This window comes from Nocardia paucivorans NBRC 100373 (assembly GCF_000308675.1).
GTDB classification, from domain to species: Bacteria; Actinomycetota; Actinomycetes; order Mycobacteriales; family Mycobacteriaceae; genus Nocardia; species Nocardia paucivorans.
In genome coordinates, this window is the sequence record NZ_BAGE01000122.1 from 23,115 (window position 1) to 38,929 (window position 15,815).

Annotated in this window: 20 protein-coding genes and 1 pseudogene; 13 read left to right on the plus strand and 8 right to left on the minus strand. The window is 65.5% G+C overall.

The window, feature by feature from the left end; translation table 11 throughout:
- Positions 1 to 7 precede the first annotated feature (7 nt).
- The 4 genes and pseudogenes from ON32_RS24450 (at position 8) to ON32_RS24465 (ending at position 2,307) form a co-directional block, all read left to right on the plus strand.
- Positions 8 to 385 (plus strand): ArsR/SmtB family transcription factor, encoded by a 378-nt coding sequence (locus ON32_RS24450; RefSeq protein ID WP_040793370.1) that lies wholly within the window; start codon positions 8 to 10, stop codon positions 383 to 385.
- The gene (gene arsB / locus ON32_RS24455) at positions 382 to 1,482 is read left to right on the plus strand and encodes an ACR3 family arsenite efflux transporter (RefSeq protein ID WP_040793371.1); all 1,101 of its coding nucleotides are present in this window, start codon (positions 382 to 384) and stop codon (positions 1,480 to 1,482) included. Before ON32_RS24450 ends, arsB begins: the two co-directional genes overlap by 4 nt.
- Positions 1,479 to 1,885: pseudogene (locus ON32_RS24460) on the plus strand (arsenate-mycothiol transferase ArsC). The gene arsB and the pseudogene ON32_RS24460 overlap by 4 nt, the downstream one beginning before the upstream one ends.
- A gap of 11 nt (positions 1,886 to 1,896) precedes the next feature.
- The gene (locus ON32_RS24465; RefSeq protein WP_040793372.1) at positions 1,897 to 2,307 is read left to right on the plus strand and encodes an arsenate reductase ArsC; all 411 of its coding nucleotides are present in this window, start codon (positions 1,897 to 1,899) and stop codon (positions 2,305 to 2,307) included.
- Here ON32_RS24465 and ON32_RS24470 read toward each other — a convergent pair.
- Genes ON32_RS24470 through ON32_RS24485 form a run of 4 tightly spaced genes read right to left on the minus strand, consistent with a single transcriptional unit; the run spans position 2,290 to position 5,950 of the window.
- Positions 2,290 to 3,111: an alpha/beta fold hydrolase gene (locus tag ON32_RS24470; RefSeq protein ID WP_051133638.1), complete on the minus strand. Its 822-nt coding sequence runs from the start codon at positions 3,109 to 3,111 to the stop codon at positions 2,290 to 2,292. The two genes, ON32_RS24465 and ON32_RS24470, sit on opposite strands and share 18 nt — an antisense overlap.
- A complete protein-coding gene (locus ON32_RS24475) occupies positions 3,108 to 4,190 on the minus strand; it encodes a flavin-containing monooxygenase (protein ID WP_040793373.1) in 1,083 nt (360 codons plus the stop codon). Before ON32_RS24475 ends, ON32_RS24470 begins: the two co-directional genes overlap by 4 nt.
- On the minus strand, positions 4,187 to 5,416 hold the full coding sequence (locus ON32_RS24480) for an MFS transporter (protein WP_083874761.1): 1,230 nt from the start codon (positions 5,414 to 5,416) through the stop codon (positions 4,187 to 4,189). Before ON32_RS24480 ends, ON32_RS24475 begins: the two co-directional genes overlap by 4 nt.
- Before the next feature lie 15 nt (positions 5,417 to 5,431).
- Positions 5,432 to 5,950, minus strand: a complete 519-nt coding sequence (locus ON32_RS24485) for an ArsI/CadI family heavy metal resistance metalloenzyme (RefSeq protein ID WP_040793395.1) — start codon at positions 5,948 to 5,950, stop codon at positions 5,432 to 5,434.
- Positions 5,951 to 6,046: 96 nt separating this feature from the next.
- Between ON32_RS24485 and ON32_RS24490 the strand changes: the two genes are divergently transcribed.
- Both ON32_RS24490 and ON32_RS29405 read left to right on the plus strand, forming a co-directional pair.
- Complete coding sequence (locus ON32_RS24490) at positions 6,047 to 6,406, plus strand: Rv2640c family ArsR-like transcriptional regulator (RefSeq protein ID WP_040793396.1); 360 nt, start codon at positions 6,047 to 6,049, stop codon at positions 6,404 to 6,406.
- Between the two features lie 158 nt (positions 6,407 to 6,564).
- A complete protein-coding gene (locus ON32_RS29405) occupies positions 6,565 to 6,741 on the plus strand; it encodes a hypothetical protein (RefSeq protein ID WP_169331674.1) in 177 nt (58 codons plus the stop codon).
- A 193-nt stretch (positions 6,742 to 6,934) separates the two neighbouring features.
- Here ON32_RS29405 and ON32_RS30620 read toward each other — a convergent pair whose 3' ends face one another.
- The gene (locus tag ON32_RS30620; protein WP_281032252.1) at positions 6,935 to 7,057 is read right to left on the minus strand and encodes a hypothetical protein; all 123 of its coding nucleotides are present in this window, start codon (positions 7,055 to 7,057) and stop codon (positions 6,935 to 6,937) included.
- Positions 7,058 to 7,339: 282 nt separating this feature from the next.
- On the opposite strand from ON32_RS30620, the gene ON32_RS24505 reads away from it, so the two are divergent.
- Positions 7,340 to 7,972: an RNA polymerase sigma factor gene (locus tag ON32_RS24505; RefSeq protein ID WP_040793376.1), complete on the plus strand. Its 633-nt coding sequence runs from the start codon at positions 7,340 to 7,342 to the stop codon at positions 7,970 to 7,972.
- Positions 7,969 to 9,183: a DUF742 domain-containing protein gene (locus tag ON32_RS27355; RefSeq protein WP_051133639.1), complete on the plus strand. Its 1,215-nt coding sequence runs from the start codon at positions 7,969 to 7,971 to the stop codon at positions 9,181 to 9,183. Before ON32_RS24505 ends, ON32_RS27355 begins: the two co-directional genes overlap by 4 nt.
- A 273-nt stretch (positions 9,184 to 9,456) precedes the next feature.
- Here the strand turns inward: ON32_RS27355 and ON32_RS24515 are convergent, their stop codons facing one another.
- Together ON32_RS24515 and ON32_RS24520 are read right to left on the minus strand one after the other, a co-directional pair.
- A complete protein-coding gene (locus ON32_RS24515; protein ID WP_157224340.1) occupies positions 9,457 to 11,211 on the minus strand; it encodes a hypothetical protein in 1,755 nt (584 codons plus the stop codon).
- Between the two features lie 174 nt (positions 11,212 to 11,385).
- Entirely contained in the window at positions 11,386 to 11,682 is a 297-nt protein-coding gene (locus ON32_RS24520) for a hypothetical protein (protein WP_157224341.1), read from the minus strand.
- 316 nt (positions 11,683 to 11,998) lie between these two features.
- Here ON32_RS24520 and ON32_RS29760 point away from each other — a divergent pair, with 316 nt between their 5' ends.
- The 5 genes from ON32_RS29760 (at position 11,999) to ON32_RS24545 (ending at position 13,908) form a co-directional block, all read left to right on the plus strand.
- On the plus strand, positions 11,999 to 12,232 hold the full coding sequence (locus ON32_RS29760) for a hypothetical protein (protein ID WP_040793379.1): 234 nt from the start codon (positions 11,999 to 12,001) through the stop codon (positions 12,230 to 12,232).
- 13 nt (positions 12,233 to 12,245) lie between these two features.
- Positions 12,246 to 12,476: a hypothetical protein gene (locus tag ON32_RS24530; RefSeq protein ID WP_040793380.1), complete on the plus strand. Its 231-nt coding sequence runs from the start codon at positions 12,246 to 12,248 to the stop codon at positions 12,474 to 12,476.
- Positions 12,477 to 12,571: 95 nt separating this feature from the next.
- On the plus strand, positions 12,572 to 12,943 hold the full coding sequence (locus ON32_RS24535) for a hypothetical protein (protein WP_157224342.1): 372 nt from the start codon (positions 12,572 to 12,574) through the stop codon (positions 12,941 to 12,943).
- Positions 12,944 to 13,034: 91 nt separating this feature from the next.
- On the plus strand, positions 13,035 to 13,373 hold the full coding sequence (locus ON32_RS24540; protein ID WP_051133640.1) for a DUF4145 domain-containing protein: 339 nt from the start codon (positions 13,035 to 13,037) through the stop codon (positions 13,371 to 13,373).
- Between the two features lie 103 nt (positions 13,374 to 13,476).
- Entirely contained in the window at positions 13,477 to 13,908 is a 432-nt protein-coding gene (locus ON32_RS24545; RefSeq protein WP_040793382.1) for a hypothetical protein, read from the plus strand.
- 68 nt (positions 13,909 to 13,976) lie between these two features.
- On the opposite strand, the gene ON32_RS27360 is transcribed toward ON32_RS24545, so the two are convergent.
- A complete protein-coding gene (locus tag ON32_RS27360; RefSeq protein WP_051133641.1) occupies positions 13,977 to 15,662 on the minus strand; it encodes a PIN domain-containing protein in 1,686 nt (561 codons plus the stop codon).
- Between the last annotated feature and the right edge of the window lie 153 nt (positions 15,663 to 15,815).

Consider the following 15,815-nt stretch of genomic DNA (forward strand, 5'->3'; position numbering starts at 1 on the left):
TCGATGTATGTCTAATCCACAACTGCCGATAGAACCGGTCGAGGCCTGTAACCCCGCGCCCCGGGTACGTGAACCCCTGACCGCAGACGCGGCGGTGGAGTTGGCGGCGGTGTTCAAGGCGCTGTCGGACCCGGTCCGGCTGCGGCTGCTCAGCTCGATCGCCTCCCGCGCCGGGCAGGAGGCGTGCGTGTGCGATCTATCCGAGGGCATCGACCTCACCCAGCCGACCATCTCCCACCACCTGAAAGTCCTGCGCTCCGCTGGGCTGCTGACCAGCGAGCGCCGTGCGTCCTGGGTGTACTACCGGGTCGTGCCGGAGGCGTTGCAGCGGGTCTCCGATGCTCTGCTGCTGGAAAGCGGCGTGGCCGCCGAGGTGAACGCGTGAGCGCCACCGACACCACCGGCGCCGTCGAGCAGGGTGTGGTGGGCAAGCTCTCGACGCTGGATCGGCTCCTGCCGATATGGATCGGTGTCGCCATGGCCGCCGGTCTGCTGCTCGGTTGGTTGATTCCCGGGCTCGGTGACAGCTTGGCAGCGGTGGAGATCGATGGGATCTCGCTGCCGATCGCGATCGGGCTGCTGATCATGATGTATCCGGTGCTGGCCAAGGTCCGCTACGACCGCCTCGGCACCGTCACCGGCGATCGCCGGCTGCTGGTCGGGTCGCTGGTGTTGAACTGGCTGCTCGGGCCGGCGCTGATGTTCGCCCTGGCCTGGCTACTGCTTCCCGACCTCCCGGAGTACCGGACCGGGTTGATCATTGTCGGCCTGGCCCGCTGCATCGCGATGGTCATCATCTGGAACGACCTCGCCTGCGGTGACCGGGAGGCCGCCGCCGTGCTGGTGGCCTTGAACTCGATCTTCCAGGTGCTCATGTTCGCCGTTCTGGGCTGGTTCTACCTCTTCGTCCTGCCGGGATGGCTCGGGCTGGAACAGACCACCATCGACACCTCCCCGTGGCAGATCGCTGAATCGGTGCTGATCTTCCTCGGGATCCCGCTGCTGGCGGGCTATCTGACCCGCCGGTTCGGGGAACGCGCAAAAAGCCGCGAATGGTACGAGTCCACGCTGATCCCGCGGATCGGGCCGTGGGCGCTGTACGGGCTGCTGTTCACCATCGTCGTGCTGTTCGCCCTGCAAGGTGACCGCATCACCTCCCAACCCCTCGATATCGCCCGGATCGCGGTCCCGCTGCTCGCGTACTTCGCGATCATGTGGGGCGGGGGCTATCTGCTCGGCGCCGTCATGGGCCTGGGTTACGAGCGGACCACCACGCTGGCGTTCACGGCGGCGGGCAACAATTTCGAGCTCGCCATCGCGGTGGCGATCGCCACCTACGGCGCCACCTCCGGCCAAGCCCTCGCCGGGGTCGTGGGCCCGTTGATCGAGGTCCCGGTGCTGGTTGCCCTGGTATATGTATCGCTGGCCCTGCGTAACCGGTTCCGCACCCCGACCACCGCGGCCGAGGCGGGTTCGCGGTGACCACTGTGTTGTTCGTGTGCGTGCGCAACAGCGGTAAATCGCAGAGGGCGGCCGGGCCGATGGGCCAGGCCGCCGGCGGCCGGGTCGTCGCGTTGTCGGCGGGCACCGATCCGGGTACGAAGCTCAACGCGTTGTCGGTGGCCGCCCTCGCCGAGGTCGGAGCCGATATCGCGGGCGAATCCCCGAGCCGGTGGATCCGCTGCTGCACACCGTGGACCTGGTGGTCGTCCTCGGCCGCGAAGCCGACCTCGACGCTCCGCCCGGTGTGCGGGTGCGTCGGTGGGAGACCGACGAACCCGCGCAGCGCGGGATCGAGGGGATCGCGCGGATGCGGTTGGTCCGCGACGATATCGCTGCCCGTGTCCGCGCCCTGCTCACCGAACTCGACGTCCCCACCGTGTGAAAGGCCCTGTCGTGACCGATAAGCCGAGTGTGTTGTTCGTCTGTGTCCACAACGCCGGGCGCTCCCAGATGGCCGCCGGGTTCCTGCATCATCTCGCCGATGGCGCGATCGAGGTTCGCTCCGCGGGTAGCGCGCCCGCCGAGCGTCTGAACCCTGCCGTGGTCGAGGCGATGGCCGAGATCGGGATCGACATCACCGCCCAGACCCCGAAGATCCTCACCCCCGACGCAGTGCAGTCCTCGGATGTGGTGATCACCATGGGCTGCGGTGATACCTGCCCGGTGTTCCCCGGCATCAGCTACCGCGACTGGGACCTGGAAGACCCTGCCGGCAAAGGCGTGGACGCGGTCCGCCCGATCCGCGACGAGATCCGCGCCCGGGTGCAGGCACTCATCGCCGAGTTGCTACCCGCCCACGCCTGAACCCGGGAGCAGGGCCTGGGCCAAGATTGCGGGGTCGACGTGATGGCCTTGGCCCGGCAGGGTTTTGCGTGCCGGGTCCGGGAGTGCTTCGGTGAGCAGGTCGGCGGCGTCGAGGATGTAGTCGGCGCTGGTGGTGCCGGTGATCACCGTGGTCGGTGCGGTGATCGCGGTGTAGCGGCCCATATCGGGATCCAGACCGGCCAGGACCCGCAGCGTGGCGGCCAGGGTCGGGGCCTGGGCGACCTTGTGCCACCACAACGGATCGGCGCGCAGCGCAGCCAGCTCGGCCGGGGAGAACCCACCCGATACCGCGGAAGCAGTCAGGATCAGGCGCTCATACTCCCCGCCCGCGATCGCCGCATCCACCACCGCGAGATCCGGGATCGGGTAGGTGACCGGCAAAGGTGGCTCATAGACCGCCAGCCGCGGCACCCGATCCGGTGCGCACAGCGCGGTTTCCAAGGCCAGGACCGCGCCGAAGGAGTAGCCGAACACCACCTCGACGGGGCCGACCGCGTCGATCACCGCGGTGAGGTCGGCGACCTCGTGCGCGATATCCGGCGGTGACTGCGGGGCCCCGGAGGTGCCGTGACCGCGGCAATTCACTGCGACCACCGTGTAGTACTCGGCGAGGTGGCCGGCCAACCCCAGCATGCTCACCGCGCTACCCAGCCCACCGTGCACCGCCACCAGCACCGGCCCGGAACCCCGGACCAGGTAGGTGATCGGGGTGCCGTCGGCCGACAGCACGCGCCCGCCGCGGACCAGCCCCCGCGCGACCGTGTCCACCGAGGCGTTGGTCATCGCGCGTGCTCCCGCTGCTGTGCCGTCGCCGGCCGTAGCCGCCGCACCAGATATGCCGCGTCCCGGCCGACCCCGCGCAGCGAGTTCGACGACGGGGTGCGCTGCCACTCCAACCCGAGGAACCCCAACCCCGGATGGGTGAGCGACAGGCCCTGGCGCTGCCGCGGGACCCCGGTCTCGGTCAGCGCCCCGGTACCGGTGAGATAGGCCAGGTGCGGGCGGTAACCGGTGGCGAAGATGACCGCATCCACCAGGGTGCGGGTGCCGTCGGGCCACACCACACCCTCCGGTGTGAACGCGGTGAACATCTCCCGCCGCTGCGGTCGACCGCCGGCCAGGGCGGCGCGGTAGCGGCCGTCGTCGAGCACCGGCTGCGTCGGCGCCTGTTTCACGATCCGGCCCAAGGGGACGGCATCGAACCCGGTGACGGTGAACCAGAAATGCACATCCCGGCCCAGCGGCCGCTGCGGCACGAACTTCACCGGCGCCCTACTGGCCAGCACCACTTCGGCGTGCTCTGCGAGCTCGGCAGCGATCTGCACCGCCGAGTTCCCCGCGCCCACCACGACCACTCGCCGGCCGGCGAACTCGGCCGGGTTGCGGTATCGGCCGGCATGCAGGATCCGGCCCCCGAACTCGTCTCGCCCGGGAACGGCGGGCAGGAATGGAGAATTGAACGACCCGGTCGCCGTGACCACCCGCGGCGCGGTGAACACCGCACCCGAGCCGGTGGTGACCGCGAATCCCTCACCGTCGGTAGAGGCGACGGTCTCGACGGCAGCGCTGGTGTGGATGTCGGCGTCCAGGGCGGCGGCGTAGGTGCGCAGGTAGTCGATCACTTCATCGCGGTGGGGATACCGGTCCGGATCCCCAGGAAACCGGCGCCCGGGGAGGGCACTGTAGCGGGCCGGGGAGAACAGGGTCAGGCTGTCGTAATAGCGCGGCCAGGATCCCACCGGCTCAGGCCCGGCTTCCAGGACCGCGGTGTTCAGGCCCGTGGCGGTGAGGTGGTAGGCGGCGGCCAGGCCGGATTGGCCACCGCCGATGACCACCGCGTCGTATGCGTGTTCGGTTGTCACAAGGTCTCTTTCTTCGAACTATCGACCCTGGTCAGGGTCGCGGTGAGCGCGGCGACGGCAGCGACCGCACCGAGGACGAGGTAGGCGTGGGCGTAGCTGCCAGTCCACGCCGACAGCACCGTGCCCGCCCACGGCGCCAGCGCGGACACGATCACCACCGGTGCCGACAGCAGGCCGTTCAAACGGCCGTAGTGGGTGGCGCCCCACCGGTCGGTGATCGCGGTGGCCTGGATCAGGGTGAAGATCCCGCGCACCAGCCCGGCGCCGATCGCGACCGCGATCAACACGATCCCCGCCGACACCACCCCCAGCAGCGCGGTCGAGACCGCGAGCGCGGCCAGGACCAGTACAGTGCGGGCGGTGACACCGGTGTGCCGGGCCAACGCGGGGTAGCCGATGCGGCCCAACACCTGGCCGGCGCCGCCGAGCCCGAGCGCGGTCGCGGCCAACCCGGTGCTGAACCCCTGCTCCTGCAGCAGGGCAACCAGGTTGAAGATGCCGGCGAAGCTCGCGAACGCCGCCAGACACAAGGTCACCACCAGCGCGGCGAACCGCGGGCTGCGTGCGATCCGAGTGTGATCGGCATGCGCCGCGATCGCCGGGGCCGGTGGGTCCGGCCATGCCGCCCGCAACCCGAACCAATGCGCCGGCACCGTCACCACCGCGAGCACCGCAGCAAGGATCAGATAGGTGGCACGCCAATCGGAGTGCGTATCCAAAGCGGCGGTCAGCGGCGCGAACACCGTGGACGCCAACCCACCGGCCAGGGTGAGGATCATCAGCGCGGTCACGCTCTGCAACCCCCACCAGCGGGTCAACGCCGCGAACGCCGGCGGATACAACACCGCCCCCATCGCCACACCCGCCGCCAACCAACCGAGATAGAACACCGGCAGGTTCGGCGCGGCCGCGATCGCGACCAGCGCGGCCACCCCGAGAACCGATCCGGCGGTCATCACCCGCCGCGGGCCCGTCCGGTCCAGAAGCGCACCGACCGGGATCCCGGTGAGCGCGGTCGCGAGCTGACCGAGGGAGAACGCGGCGGTGATCACCGTTGCCGACCACCCCGTCTCGCGGGTGATCGACACCGAGAGCACCGGAAACGCGTAATACAGAATCCCCCAACCAGATATCTGGGTCAGGCACAGCACCGCCAACACCCGGCGGCGCCCCGCCCGCGACAACTCACCTACCGCTGCCGCGGGCGCGGTCTCCACATCGGTCACGCCGAGACCTGGGCTCTACCGGGCGACAGCGGCCGGCGCGCAGCACGCCACCGTCGACTCCGTCCCGGACTCCTCGGGCGCGGCCTCGCCGCGGCCGGCGGTGCCGCAGCACGCCTGCACCGCCTCCGCGTCGTCCTTGCCGGCGAACCGAGGTTCGGTGCCGAAGTGCTCGGTATCCGCGAGGACGGTGTAGACCTCCCACCGCTCTTTGTTCGGGCCGGTCACCCACACCTTGTCCTGGGTCGCGAAGCAACAGGTCGTCGCGATCTGCTCCTCGGTGAACAACCCCGCCTCCGACAGCCGGGCGATCTCGGCGTGTACCTTCTGCGAGGACTCCACCTCGACACCGAGGTGGTTCACGCTGCCGCCATGACCGGGATTCTCGATGAGCACCAGCTTCAACGGCGGCTCGGCGACCGCGAAATTCGCATAGCCGGGCTTGCGCTTCGCGGGTTGAACACCGAACAGGGTCGAGTAGAACTCGACGGCCTGCTCCAGATCGTCGACGTTGAGTGCGAGCTGAACACGTGACATGATAACCACCACCTGTGTGACATATATCGAAGGATTGACGGCGCCCAGTCTGCCACCTTTTCGACATAAGTCAACATCGTAGGTAGGATGGATTTCATGCCCAAAGCGCTGCCCGTCATCGACATGACAACCCCGCTCTGCTGCCCGCCCGTGGCGGCCGGCCCGGTCGACGACGAGGCCGCCCTGCACGTCGCGCTCCGATTGAAAGCGCTGGCCGATCCGGTCCGGGTCAAACTCATGTCCCTGCTGCTGGCCAACCCGGAAACCGGATGCAACGGCGGCGAACTCGCCGACACGGTCGGACTCTCCGAATCCACGGTCAGCCACCACCTCGGCCAACTCCGCAAAGCCGGACTCGTCACCTCCGAACGCCACGGCATGAACGTCATCCACCGCGCCCACCGCGACGCCCTCGCCGCACTCTGCCTCGTCCTCGACCCCAACTGCTGCCGCTGACACCCGGCCCGCCCTTCGGTCCAGAAACCGCACCTGACCGGGGGTAAGCGCCGCCCGGGAGACGTCCCTATGTCTCAAAACATCGGTAATGAGACACTCTGGTGACAGGCTCGCTCGAGGCGAAGACTGGGCAGAAGGACAATCGGAAGGAGGGCGTCATGTCCAAGTCTGGCGGCAAGAGCGGTGGCGGGAAGATGACCGGCGCCGCCGCCTCTCGCATCCAGTCCGCGGCCGCGAAGAACCCGGGCAGCAGCTCGGCCAAGTCGGGGTTCGCTCCCCGCGCCCAGTCCAGCGCAGCCAAGAGCAGCGCAGACAAGGGCGGCGGGAACAAATAGCCGGTACAGACCCCCGCTCACGAGAGAGCCCCGGAGAATTCCGGGGCTCTCTCCTTCTTGACAGTGGCCTTTTGACCTGGTCGAGCCATTGTCGTTGTTTTCCGCGCGATTATTACCGGAACCCCTTCCTGCCGGGGTGGTCTGACTGATCCGAGGGCTAACACGACGGTGGCGAATGGGTCATCGCTTCCTCTCACGGCGACCTCAGCCGCTCGTCCAGGTCGGCCCCCTTGTCCTTTACGGGCTCGGCGGGCAGATGGTTCAGCCTGACCTGCCGATCCAGAGATTTCTTGCCCGGGAAACGATTATCCTGCATGACGTTGTCCTTCTGGGGCCACCTACCGTGGTCGAGCCCGCTGTGGTTGGTTCTCATCCCCGTCCTGGGGGTTGTCGGGTCAGGACTGATCGGTTGTCTTCGAGCCTGGCAGCAGCATCGTGATACACGAATGATCCTGCGTGCCGCACCTGCCGGTAGCCGAGTGATCAGTATCAACCGGTGCAGATCGTCGATCGCATCGCATGTGGTCGAAGTAGCAACCGCCCCAGTAATGGACGTGGTCACGCCAGCCGAGTCGATGCCACAGGAGACACCGCGGACATGACAGCAGCTTCCGATGACGAGAACATCTCGTCCATCAGGGACATCTACGCACGTGAGTATCAGAGCGTTCGTTCACATCTGAAGCTCGCGCTGCGCGGGAATGCTTCTCTCGCCGAGGACCTCACCCACGAAGTCTTCCTGGAACTGTGGCGCCTGCACGGCGACGCTCTCTCTGCGATGTCGCATACTCACGTGCGAGCGAAGCTGTTCATGACAGCGAACTCCCGCGTGATCGACATGTATCGCCGCAACCGCAAGGAGATCACGGTTCCCGATCCCACACACGAGACCGTGCAGGCTGCAGCGAGACCCCCAGCGGCGCCGGATCCCAGTGAACGCGTTCTGGCCGTCGATACGCTCGAAAGGTTCTGGCGGGTGCTGCGAGAAGACCTGACCGATAGAGAGTTTCAGGCCGCCTATCTCAGCTGGGCGGTAGGGATGAACGGTACGGAGGTCGCGGCCGCACTGAGGACGACACGGACGGTCGCCTACCAACTCAGGGACGCGGCACGCAAGAAGATCGAGGTGCTGGTCAACCGCGACCCGTACCACATCGTCTTCAAAGACGATGGCGACCTGGCCGCGAGTATCTCTTCGACGGGGGCACACACCGGAGGACACAAGTCATGAGCAACGACAGGGAGATCAACGAGGCTACCGAGTCGGTCACGGTGAACCAAGCGTTCGGGGAGCTGTATGCCTACCTCGTCGATACCGGCGACCGAGGTGATGCAGACGCCGGCTGGGCGCGACTGCATCACGCAATCGAGGATCAGCGCATCGCTGATAGCGCTGGTAGGGAGCCGTCAACCGAGGGAATGGGTGAATCGCAATGCACCCCGCCCGCAGATGGGCACGCCACGCACTTCGAAACTGTCGGGTCCGCCCGGAGCGACGAATCCGCGGTCCAGCCGAGGAAGCTGGATCATCTCGACGGCGCCACCGTGTACGCCGCCGGCCATATCGAACCGAAAGCCACGATGCCCGCACACTATCGGCTGTTACGGCAGGCCTGTGCCCAGCCGCGGCCGATCAGCGATGTTGCGGCCGAGCTCGGGTGGCCGCTGGCCTCGCTACGGGAACTGGTCGACGATATGGCCGACCTGGGGTTGGTGATCGTGTGTCCACGTGCTGTGTGGCCGGATGACCTGCCTTGGACAGCCTCGGACAGCGCCGGCAGCCACGCAGCGGCTGGCGCTACTTCCGGCGCACGGCTGGCGACGGACGCCACGACGTTCGCCAAGATCATCATCGCTGGGGGCGGCGGGACCGGCAAGACCGCTCTGATCTCCTCGTTGTCGCATCAGATGTACTACGTCGACGTGTCGGACATCGCCCCTACCTTCGGCGACCCTGCAGAGTCTTTGTCGGCGGACTCGCCGCGCGGTCGGCTGCAACTCGGCCGCATCAACTTGGCCAACGACCTCGCTCTGATTTTGTTCGCAGCGCCGAACTCTTGCATGCGGCATCGGATATACGACGAATGGGTGCAGGGCGCGATCGGCGCACTCGTACTGGTCGATCCCCAGCGCCTCGAGGACAGCTTCGACGCGATCGACTACTTCCAATCGCGCGACTTCCCGTTCGCGGTGGCGATCACCGAGTTCGATAGGGCAGACACCCAACCTATCGAGATCCTCCGCGAAGCCCTCCAACTCGATAAGGAGGTGCCGATCCTCTCGCTGAGCGCCCGACCATGGCACTCAGGCAGGCAAGCCTTGGTCACCCTCACCGAGTACGCACTGCACCGAGTCCGCTCCGAAGAGTCTGTAGATGAGGGTGACATCGCACAAACGCAGGCGCGAGTGCTTGTATCCCTGCAGGGACCAGGGAAGCAGTAGATCAGCCCCGGAACAGGGTTCATCCCCTGGCGGATACCGGACGCCAGGGGACGAACTTTACTTCGGGGTTGGTCTCTACCTGCCCAGGTCACTGTGGAGTTGTCTGCGGCCGGCGGAGACCCGGCCCGTGGGGTCCACGCTGTCGGTCCGGCAGTTCTGCATGTAGTAGGCCACGGGGTGGAGGCGATTCACGGTGCATCACCGGCGCCGGCGCTCTACAAACCGGCCTGGCCGTCGTCGAAGGATTGGTTCAGTCGTCGGTGGCTGCTGGTGTCAGCGCGGGGCTATCGCCCTCGACGGCCGCTGGGGGCGCTCTTGCCGTGGCTGGCTGATGCCGGTGAGCCCCCATAGCGTTTGGGGCTGGTTGTCCAGCCGGTCTTCCGGCAGTCCAGCAGAGGCGACGAAGTAGTAGGGGTCGCGTGCGGGGCGGTAGACGACCTCGAACCCGACGGCCTGGCCGGCGTCCAGTGCGGCGATGACCGAATCCGGGTCCACCAAGGTAGCGGCGTGATGGAACACCCACACCGGCCCGATGGGCAGCTCTCGACCCGCGATGGACACAGCGTAGGTTTCGTATCCGACGAGCACCGGTACCTCCGCCGTCGCCAGGGTGGCTCGAAGCTCTGGGGAATCCTCACCCGACAGGGGCAGGGTCACGCTGTCGACTTGCGGTGTCGCCACGATGCCACCTTCGATGACGATGCGGGCGACGCGGAGCGCGACGCGCTCGTGTGGTGACACCGAGTCGGGAAAGGCGAAGTACTGCTCGCAATGCTGTTGCACGATATCGAGGTCGGCGGCGAACTCCTCCAGTATGAGTTCGTCGCTGTCGGCTTCGTTATCGGCATGGTTGAGCACCGACAGCATGAAATTGCCTTCGATGAAGACCTCGATTTTGTGAGCGGTCCGGAGCTGGCGAGCCAGCCGGAGGACGTCGAGGACCACCCGCGGCCGCGCCCGGTGAATGTTGCGTGTGATCTGGGCCCGGGGCGCATCCGCATGGGCGCCGGGGGCTTCCGGGAACATGATCCGAGCTGTGAGGTGTTCGTCGTAGAACGCTGCTTCCAGGGCATACCCGTGCGTTCCGGTGCCGAAGTGGGTGATGCGGCCTTCGTGAGCTGCGATGATGGTGCCGTCCTCGCGGGAGAAACGCAGCTCCACGGGGCGTCCGACACCCGGTGCTGCCGATTCGCCTACTTCGAGGACCACATCACCTGATTCGAACTGGCGAGCGATATGCTCAGGGCCAGTGATCTCGATGCCGTTCACGGTCTCCGAGGGGAGCACCACGCGCTCTGCCGTACCGAACCTGACGCGGTCCTGGAATTGCTCGACCAGCTCCGCGTGCTGCGATCCGAATTGCCCGCGGACAGTAATGTATACCGGGTTCACGATGTGGGCGCGGCTGTGCTGTGCTCGCAGAATCTGAGACACGGTGTCGCCGTCTCGGTGGAAGTCGTAGGTCCAGTCCAGATCGGTTGAATCGACCAACCTGCCGAGGTTGGCAATTCGGGTGCCCAGATCGTCTGGGCCGAGGAGACTGTCGATCTCGCGGTTGAAGGTCTTCGCGTTCTCGAGCAGTTCTGTCGTCACGTTACGCTGCGCCCACCGGTCGACCTCGGGGAAGTCGACGAGCAGGTCATCGAGCCCGGTCCGGTCGATCACCCGCCAGCGTGGAGCCTCGGCCCCTTTCACGAGGCCCTTGACGAACGTCCGCTCGGTCGGCGTGAGATTATTCGGCACCACCAGGACCCATTCGTAAGGCTCCTCCTTGAGCACCTTGTTGTAGGAGCGCCTGATCTGCTCACGCCTCGTTTTCCGGAATCCACCGCTGAAGCCTTCCGGGAAGTACTTGAGCTGGAAGATGCGGAGCCGTTCACCTTGGCGTACTTCGAGGTCGATGCCGCCGTCGCCGCCGCGGCCATTGACAGGTATCACACTGTCTGCATCGCGATAACGCCGGGTGATCAGCACTTCGACGATCCGGTCGAACCGCTGCTGACCGAGCTGGTCCCAATTGATGCTCACCGCGCACCGTCCCATTCGCCTCTGGCGCCGAGCCGGACCACGTTCTCCGGGCCCGCGCGCGATGATCCAACAGTTACGTGTATTCCGAAACGACTACATGCCGGGCATTCCGAAGGTGCCATGATCATGGTCGTAATCGTTCGCCGGACTTCGGATATCACATCCTATTCGAACTCATGGCAGCGTCAGTAGCCCGATCTCGACCAGGTGAGCGACCTGGCGGGAACTCCCGGTGCGAATGTGGACTTCGGCTGCGGAGGTCACCTTGTCAGGGGTGACGTACCCCTTCGAAATCGCTTCAGTGAGCAGGTCACCCACGATTTCCGCGTAGGACCTGGCCATTTCCGGATCCGTTTTGCTCAGCTCAGAAATCCAGGTTTCGTACCTATCCATCTGGTAGGTGAGCATCTTCGCCGGCCACCGACAGAATCGGTAGGCCGAATCGGATGTCTGCATGTTGCCTGTGGCCATTCGCTCGAGCCCGGCCAGGGTAGCGGTCCGCGAACCGACATTCGCCAATGTCACTGCGGTTTTCGCATCGTTGTTGGCCCAGAACTCCTGAAGCTGTCACAAGCCGCAAAGTAGGACGCGCGGCACGGACCCGGTTCGTGGCCAGCCAAGGACCTCGCGGCCATCACGGGAGTCGACCCCGTCGCGGTACAGCGGGTCCTCGACGAGCTCACCGACGCAGGGGTTGCACGGCCGGAGTCCGGCGGACGGGATCAGGGTCGGGATATCTGACCGAAGGGCCGGGTATCGCCCCGTCGGGCCTTCTATCGTTGTGCCCATGTCGAATTCACGCGTCTACCTGACGAAGGCCGCATCAGATTCTCTGCCGGGAGCCGAGTTCTACGGTCTCGTCCGCGACCGACACGACTCGTCGGTCGCCCACTTCGAGGCGATCTCGGCAACCGTCTCCGACGATGACGGGTGGCTCATAGTGACCGTGCCGGACAAGGCAAAGAAAAGTCGGAGGGTCCTTCTTCCCCCGACCGCGGTTGCGGCCGTCGTGCGACTGTGAACGGGGTGCAGCGATGACGGTGGTGGCATCTCAATCCGGGCGGGCCGAGTGGCTGGCGAACGACGCGTACGACGCGCTGATGGAAACGATCAGGATATCGACCGAGGCGGTGGCGGACGGCACGCACATCGAGCCCGCCAAGGCCGCCGAACTGGTCCAGCGGTGGCACTGGGTAAACGGGCTCCAGCGCCAAGCCGAGATACATGCCCGGCTCGCGGGCCTCACCGACGAGGAGTCACCGTAGTATCCGCCGAAATCGGATGGACGGTTCAGTCGGAGTAGTGGGCGACCCGCCTGCCCTGAGTAATACATGTCGGTCTAAACACGATGATCGGCAGCATGGCCTCTGAATCGATCAGCCCCGCCGCCGACGAATCCAACGATGAGTCGGAGGATTACGAACCCAATCCCGACACCCTCCCGACCAGTTCGGATCCCAGCGGCCTGTGCCTGCGCTGCCACCGAACCAGCAACTTCACTACCGAGAACACGACAAATTTGCAGAAGCCGGGAGGCGGCCTGGGCAAACAGCAGGTGGCGGTTCTGAGATGCCACGGGTGCAACAGATGCAACATCGTCATCGAGGAGTACCGAACGTTCTACCTGCCGAGAGGCGAGTGGACTACCCGTTGGATTCCGTTGCATTGGTGGCCCACCCCCGGTGCCGCCGCCGATCTGGCCGACGTCACGGAGGGTGTGGCCAGCGCATAGCGGCGCTGCCCCACAGACCTAACCTCGTTGCGGCTGGTGACACGATCCTTACCGGCACCCCGCATACGAGGAAGAGGTCAAGGGCGTCAGCGTGGAGGCCCCGCACGCCGCGGTGGCGATGTTCCGCAACGCACTCGCTCACATCGTCCAGGACAAGGGCAGCGACGAGGCGAAGAAGAAGAACACCCTCAACCTGGCGACCCAGCAGATGGTCGACGACAAAACCCTCTGGGACTGCTTCAACGAGTGGGCGGCCCAGATCCGTCAGGTGGGCAATGCCGGAGCGCACCAGGAGAGCTGGGAGGAAATCCCGATCGAAGATGCCCAGGATCTGCAGAAGATCACGCTGGCGCTGATCGAGAATCTCTACATCCGCCCTGCCGAGCTCGCCCGCATGAAGAAACCGACGAAGCGCCCCAAGACTCCCTGACCGGCCGGATCCGAATCGCCTGGCCGCCGACAATTTGTGGCTATCGGCAGTCAGCCCCTTCTTCCCCGGACCCCGTGCACCCCCATTACGTACCTTGCCGCCCATGGATATGTGGCAAGCGATCGTGGTCGGTCTCGTCGTCGCGGCGACCACCGGCATTTTCAAACTTCTCTTCCCCTGGACGAAGAAGAACTGGGCACAGTGGCGGCGCCGGCGAGCGGTGGCATCCGCGGCCCGGAAGCAGCGGCGCCAGCGCGCACAGTACGACCGCGCCCTGGCGCAGAAGATCGCTACGGCCGAGGCCACCGGAGAACCCATTGCCGTCAGCCGCCGGGGGCACAGGCCGGTCGAGGTGACCTACAGCGACGGCAGCGTCCGGTATTTCTTCTGCAACCCGGAGGACTACAGGGCGGCGATAACGACCGGCGGATACGACCCGCGAACGTCCTACCTCCGCTCGTGCTCCCATTTCGCACAACCAGGGGGCCGAGGAACGTCGGCGCGACACCCGATCGCGCGGGAATCGGCGCTATAGAGTGGGCATAGACCAGGAAGGCCGACTGACCCCGTAAGGGGCCACATCTAAGCACTGCGCCCGCCGCATCAGGGTTTGGCCTTTTTCACGGTGGGGCCCTTTCCGTCAGTGGCCTTCTTGGACCCGGCTTGCTTGTTCGCGACCTTTTTGGCCGCACTCTTGGCTGTGGTCTTCTTCGCCGGGGCCTTCTTGGTAGTCGCCTTCTTCGCCCCAGACTTCTTGGTGGCGTCCTTGCTTCCGGGAGTTTTCTTAGACTTCCGAGGGTGCTCGGCTGATGGCTCGACCTGATGTTTGGCCGCCGCAGGCCGGCGCGGCACGGATGACTCCTCTCGATCCAGCTGCGCGTCTGGTTCCATAGCGGCTCGGTAAGCCGAACCGAGCCGCGCAGTCGGGTCTCGACCAATCATTGTGCCGCCCCAATTGGCGAAGGCGGTGTCGACGCCTACTCTCTGGTAAGCCGCGCCGAGATTGATCGTGGGCATGAGTTCAGAGGTGTATGCCTGCGCGAAGATGCTCTGCAGAGCTTGCACGGACCCTGCCGATTCCGCATAGCTCCGTATTGACGGGCCTATGGTGGCTGCGAGATTTGACCATGCTTCATCCCATGCCGGGCCGCGGATGGCGCCCATCGCCCAGTTCTGGACTGCTCCCATAGCCCGGGATTCGGCGTCGGCGCGCTTCCACCGTGCTCGCATCGGATCATCGGGCAATGCTTCGGCGGTCGTTACGACGAGTTGGGCGACGCTCCCATCGGGAAGAACGGTGAGGTCGCCGGAGAACCGCAGCCACTTGTCGTGCATTGTTCCTTCGCCGGCAAGTTCGGTGGTGTCGATATCGACCTGAGCGTCGATTTCGAATCGGGCTCTCCACCCACCAGGTCGGCCGGCCCGCGCACGCTCCTCGAAGTGCCAGTCCTCCCACTCGGGTTCCGTAGCTGTTGCCACCCGGCCCACCTTGACGTTGAGGTCCAGCGCCGCGGTGCGGGGATCCAAGGGAAGGTTGATGACCCTATTCATCAGGGCTTCAATGAGGCTGTCCTTGTCGAGCTGAGCGAGAAGGCGCTGGAATTCGTCCTCGCCGATGGGCTCGAACCTCGCACTGAGGTTACTTACCAGCCGAGGCATATTGGTCACATAGTGAACACGCTCAGCCAGCCCGCGGTCCGCCAGCTCGCTCGCGAGCGCAGGGTGAAACGGAACCGACCAGTTGTCCAGCTCGCGGGCCTCCAGGCCTGGCTCCCCGAAGTCCTTGTGGTTTTTGCTGACGAACCAGACCTCGGCGTCAGGATCCTCGGCTGCGATCGCGAGAAGCGTGTGCCAGATGAGGGTGTCCCGAAATCCGTCCTTGGACTTCTCGCTGTACTCGTTATACGGCGGCTGGCGGTAGATCGCACGTTTTGCGATGTCCATCCAGTCGATATCCTCCGGAGGAGAGGCGACGCTTATGCCAAGCTCCTCACAACGGTCCAGGAACCACTCCTCCAGCTGATCGATCTTCGCCCTGAGCATGTCGGCCAATTCCTGCTTGTGGCCACCGAGATCGAGCAAGTTCCCGATATTCAATGCCTGGACCTTCTTCAGCTCCTCCTCCCAACCCACGTGAAGGAGGTGCACAGCCTCATGGAGAGCTACTTCCGGCACGACGAGCTCAAGGTCCCACTCTTCCTGCCGGTCGAGCAGGGACTGCCAAGGGTTGAGCTCCAAGTTCGGTGAAGCGCGCAGGACATTGGCATCGACGACAACGATCAGGGACACAGTCCACCATTCTCGTCGAGGGCACCCAGCCGACGCGAACCGATTCGACGATGTCGAAAAACGAACGATTCTCGACACCCGGCAGCTGGTGCGGTTGGGCAAGAAGTTTGGATATGGTGGCCAGAGGTAGCTCACGCCGTTGGAACAAAGTGA